Genomic DNA, 5144 nt, shown 5'->3' on the forward strand with positions numbered 1-5144 from the left:
CTTCGGCATCAACCATGCGAACGTCACCGCGCGGCTGGCCGAGGTCTACGCCTCGACATTGTCGACACTGAAGCCGCGCGTGATGGTCACCGGCAACCCGACGCATCTGCAGCAGAAAGCCAACGTGGATCGCGTGCGCTCCGCCCTGCTCGCCGCCGCACGCTCGGCGGTGCTCTGGCACCAGTTGGGTGGGCGGCAGTGGCACCTGCTCATCTACCGGAAGCAGTGCGCGATGCTCGCGCGGGGGCTGCTGACCGGGTCGACGCTCGAAGGCGGCGGCTGAGGTCACGCTGCAACACCCTGCTTGGTAGGAGCCGATTCATCGGCGATAACCAGGTCGCCGCAGAACCGCATCGCCGATGAATCGGCTCCTACCGAGCAGGGTGCGGTTGCCGGACAGCGAGCGATTACCGAGCCGCGTGCAACGGTTACGGCGCGGCCGCATCCAGCCCCGGAATCGTCCCCGCCAGCTCCCGCAACAAATCGCCAAACCGCGCCAGATCGTCCCGCCACGGCGTAGCGCTTCGCCAGTAGAGCGCGATATGGCGCCCCGGCCGCGCCCCCTGCACCGCCGCCAGCACGACATTGGGGATCGAACCCAACCGATCGTGGGCGAGGATCGGAACCAGTGTGTAGCCCCCACGCAGGGCCACCAGCGTCGCCAGGCTCTCGATGCTCAGGTCCTGGATGCGCTCCGGCCGCGCCGCGCCCGGCATGCCGAGGTCCGACACGCCGTTGCCGTGACTTTCCGCCATCAGCGTCGCGTCCGCGGCATCCAGTTCGGTGAGCGCGATGGCGCTGCGGCCGGCCAGGGCATGGCCCGCCTGCAACAGCAATTCATAGGGTTCGAAGAAGAGCGCCGTCGACTCCAGGCCGGTGATCGTGGCGCTGGGCGGCGCCAGCACGGCGTCCAGCTCACCTTCGTGAAGACGCCGAAGCAGACCTCGCGGCTTGCCCTCGGAGATGGTCAGCCGGGCGCCGGGGAACCGCAGGGGAAAGGGCTCGATGAAATGGGGAAGCAGGTACGGCCCGAGCGTCGATGGCACGCCCAGACGGAGTTCGCTGCCGAAAGCGACGTCGCCAGCCCGGGCCGCATGCTCCAGATGCTCGGCCGCGCTCAGCACCGACTCGATATAACCGAGTAATCGCTGGCCGCTGGTGGTGGGCACGACGCGTCGACCGCCGCGCTCGAACAGCGGCATACCCAGCGCCTGCTCCACCTTCTGCACCTGATGAGAAAGGCCGGACGGACTGATGTACATGGCGCGGGCCGCGCTGTTGAAGCTGCCCTCGCGGGCCACGGCCTGGACCAGGGCAAGGTCGCGCAGGGACACCGATGACAGGGCCATCGAAATCATCGAACGCTGCGTGCCATCAAATACGTTTGCGCCCATCGTCCGCCCGCTCCATCCTTTCGCCGCCGAATTCGCGCGGCATGCTGCGCCACCAACCCGCCATTCTAGCCGGTCACCGGTCTCACGGCGGTCGCACGCAAGGCCCAGACTGCGCGATAATCGACGCTTTGGCGTCCCCACAAGGGGCGTCAGGCCTCCCCAGCTTAAGAACACGCCAGGAGTACAGCATGAAAGACTCGTTCTCAGTCCGAGACAGCATCGAAGTCAACGGCAAGCGCCACACCATCGCCAGCCTGGCCAAGTTCGGCGAAAAGTTCGACATCAAGCGCCTGCCCTACTCGATGAAGATCCTGCTGGAGAACCTTCTCCGCCAGGAAGACGGCCTGAACGTCACCTCGAAGGAAATCGAGGCGGTGGCCAAGTGGGATTCCAAGGCCGAGCCGGAGATCGAAATCTCCTTCATGCCCGCCCGCGTGGTCCTGCAGGACTTCACCGGCGTGCCCTGCGTGGTCGACCTGGCCGCCATGCGCGATGCCGTCGCCAAGCTCGGCGGCGACCCGAACAAGATCAACCCGCTGGCGCCGGCCGAACTGGTCATCGACCACTCGGTGCAGGTCGACGCGTTCGGTTCGGAAGGCGCGCTGGAACAGAACGTCGAGATCGAGTTCGAGCGTAACCAGGAGCGTTACTCGTTCCTGCGCTGGGGCCAGAAGGCGTTCAACAACTTCAAGGTCGTGCCGCCGCGTACGGGCATCGTCCACCAGGTGAACCTGGAGAACCTCGCCCGCGTCGTCTTCACCGCCGACGTCGACGGTGAGTCCTTCGCCTATCCGGATACCGTGTTCGGTACCGATTCGCACACCACCATGATCAACGGCCTGGGCGTGCTCGGCTGGGGCGTGGGTGGTATCGAAGCCGAAGCCGCCATGCTCGGCCAGCCGTCGTCCATGCTGATCCCGCAGGTCGTCGGCTTCCGCCTCACCGGCAAGCTCAGCGAAGGCGTGACCGCGACCGACCTGGTCCTGACCGTCACCCAGATGCTGCGCAAGCTCGGCGTGGTCGGCAAGTTCGTCGAGTTCTTCGGCGAAGGCCTGCCGAACCTGCCGCTCGCCGACCGCGCGACCATCGCCAACATGGCTCCGGAATACGGCGCCACCTGCGGCATCTTCCCGATCGACCAGGAGTCGCTGAACTACATGCGCCTGTCGGGTCGCGACGAGGCGCTGATTTCCCTCGTCGAAACCTACGCCAAGGCCCAGGGCCTGTGGTACGACAAGGACACGCCGGACGCCGAGTTCACCACCACGCTCGAGCTCAACCTCGCCGACGTCCGTCCGTCCATGGCCGGCCCGAAGCGTCCGCAGGATCGCGTCCTTCTCGAAGGCGTGCAGGAAAGCTTCCTCGATGCCGTCGGCCCGCTCACGGCCAACCGCAAGCGCAAGAACGGCGACGACGTAGACAGCTTCAGCAATGAAGGTGGCGCCACGGCCGTCGGCAACCCGGCCAACACCGTCAGCAAGAGCGAAGGCGTGCTGGTCGAGAAGGACGGCAAGCAGTTCCACATCAACGACGGCTCAGTCGTGATCGCCGCGATCACCTCGTGCACCAACACCTCCAACCCGGCCGTCATGCTCGCCGCCGGCCTGGTGGCGAAGAAGGCCGCTGCGCGTGGCCTCACCTCCAAGCCGTGGGTCAAGCCCTCGCTCGGACCAGGCTCGCTGGTCGTTACCGAATACCTGAAGAAGACCGGCCTGCTCGAAGAGCTCGAGAAGGTGAACTTCTTCGTGGTCGGCTACGGTTGCACCACGTGCATCGGCAACTCCGGCCCGCTGCCGGCCGAGATCAGCAAGGGCATCGCCGAGGGTGACCTCGCCGTGGCGTCGGTGCTCTCCGGCAACCGCAACTTCGAAGGCCGCGTGCATCCCGAAGTGAAGATGAACTACCTGGCGTCGCCGCCGCTGGTCGTCGCTTACGCGCTGGCCGGTACGCTCGACATCGACCTGACCAAGGATCCGATCGCTAACGGCAGCGATGGCCAGCCGGTGTACCTCAAGGACATCTGGCCGACCAACAAGGAAGTCTCCGATGCGATCGCCGGTGCGATCAATCCGCAGATGTTCAAGGACAGCTACGCCGACGTGTTCAAGGGCGACAGCCGCTGGAACGCCATTGCGTCGCCGGATGGCCAGACCTACGCCTGGGACGACTCGACGTACATCAAGAACCCGCCCTACTTCGACAACATGACGGCCGAAGCCGGCACCATCGAAGACATCCACGGCGCGCGCGCCATGGGCATCTTCGGTGACTCGATCACCACCGACCACATCTCGCCGGCCGGTTCGATCAAGAAGGACTCCCCGGCGGGTCGCTTCCTGATGTCGAAGGGCGTCGAGCCGAAGGACTTCAACTCCTACGGTTCGCGTCGCGGCAACGACGACGTCATGGTCCGCGGCACGTTCGCCAACATCCGCATCAAGAACCTGATGCTCGATGGCGTCGAGGGTGGCTTCACCAAGTACATCCCGACCGGCGAAGAACTGGCGATCTACGACGCCGCCATGAAGTACAAGGCCGACGGCACGCCGCTGGTGGTCCTCGCCGGCAAGGAATACGGCACCGGCTCGTCGCGTGACTGGGCAGCCAAGGGCACCCTGCTGCTCGGCGTCAAGGCCGTGATCACCGAGAGCTTCGAGCGCATCCATCGCTCGAACCTGGTCGGCATGGGCGTGCTGCCCTGCCAGTTCCAGGAAGGCGAGAATGCGCAGACGCTCGGCCTGAAGGGCGACGAAGTGTTCGACATCACCGGCCTCAACGGCGGCGAGTCGAAGACGGCGACGGTCAAGGCCACGCGTCCGGACGGTTCGGTCAAGGAGTTCACCGTGAAGGTGCTCCTGCTGACCCCGAAGGAGCGCGAGTTCTTCCGCCACGGCGGCATCCTGCAGTACGTGCTTCGCCAGCTGGCGAAGGCGGCTTAAGCAGCCCCTGAAAAACGCCCCGGTGAAAGCCGGGGCGTTTTTTTGTGTGGGAGCCGCTTCAGCGGCGATGGTTCTTGCGGCAACCTGGTTATCGCCGCTGAAGCGGCCCCCACACAAGCCGGCGCTTCTACAAGGCTTTTCTCCAGCTGGCGGTGAAGCACCGCCACGTACCACTGTCTTTCCGCCAACCCGTTTCCACCTGGTACGCCCCGGCGTTGTCCGGTAGCACGCCGGCGCCCGCTGTGAGCGTCACAGTGAACGTCGCGACGATACGCTCGCCACGCGGCTCGATCGTCATCGGCCCCATCAAAACGTGGATCGACTGCCCACGTAATGCATAGACACGCACCAGATTGGCCAGCGACCGCTTGTCCAACTGCCCCGTGTTGCCATCGAAGTCGTCCGTGAGGACTTCCGTAGTGTCGCCGGCCTTCCCCGCCTCGGCCCCCACGACCGTCGCGGCAATGGCCTTGCGCACCTGTTCCGCGTCCGGCGTGTGCCGGCAACCGGCCAGCGCTGCCAACAGCAGAAATGTCAGTGCTATCCAGGCTTTCGACATCGTGTTATCCCTCATGCAGTCTCGTTGCGTTGCGGCTTGCTGCTATACGCGCGCGTATGCTCCAATGCCGCGATCGTACGACAGGCCGCCGTACGACTGCCCTTTGAAGGAGTTCGTCCGATCCATGAGCATTGAGCGTCCGTGGCTTGACCACTATCCGGCCGGCATTCCCGCCGACATCGACGTCAACGCGTACCGCTCCGTGGCGGCCGTCTTCGAAGAGTCCTTTCAGAAATTTCGTGACCGCCCTGC

General features: G+C 65.2%; 4 protein-coding genes. 2 read left to right on the plus strand and 2 right to left on the minus strand.

Annotated elements, in window-relative coordinates; translation table 11 throughout:
• Positions 1 to 283: DUF489 family protein (locus tag AC1DSN_RS18030; RefSeq protein WP_477332020.1), on the plus strand; the 283-nt coding region annotated here is incomplete at its 5' end.
• Between the two features lie 145 nt (positions 284 to 428).
• Here the strand turns inward: AC1DSN_RS18030 and AC1DSN_RS18035 are convergent.
• A complete protein-coding gene (locus tag AC1DSN_RS18035) occupies positions 429 to 1394 on the minus strand; it encodes a LysR family transcriptional regulator (RefSeq protein WP_255548406.1) in 966 nt (321 codons plus the stop codon).
• Positions 1395 to 1582: 188 nt separating this feature from the next.
• Here AC1DSN_RS18035 and acnA point away from each other — a divergent pair, with 188 nt between their 5' ends.
• Positions 1583 to 4333 carry an aconitate hydratase AcnA gene (gene acnA / locus AC1DSN_RS18040; RefSeq protein ID WP_477332022.1) on the plus strand — a complete coding sequence of 917 codons (2751 nt, stop codon included), beginning with the start codon at positions 1583 to 1585 and terminating at the stop codon, positions 4331 to 4333.
• Between the two features lie 127 nt (positions 4334 to 4460).
• Here acnA and AC1DSN_RS18045 read toward each other — a convergent pair whose 3' ends face one another.
• Positions 4461 to 4892: a hypothetical protein gene (locus tag AC1DSN_RS18045; RefSeq protein WP_477332024.1), complete on the minus strand. Its 432-nt coding sequence runs from the start codon at positions 4890 to 4892 to the stop codon at positions 4461 to 4463.
• Positions 4893 to 5144: the final 252 nt, after the last annotated feature.

This window comes from Luteibacter sp. P4_D7_3 (genome assembly GCF_056401735.1).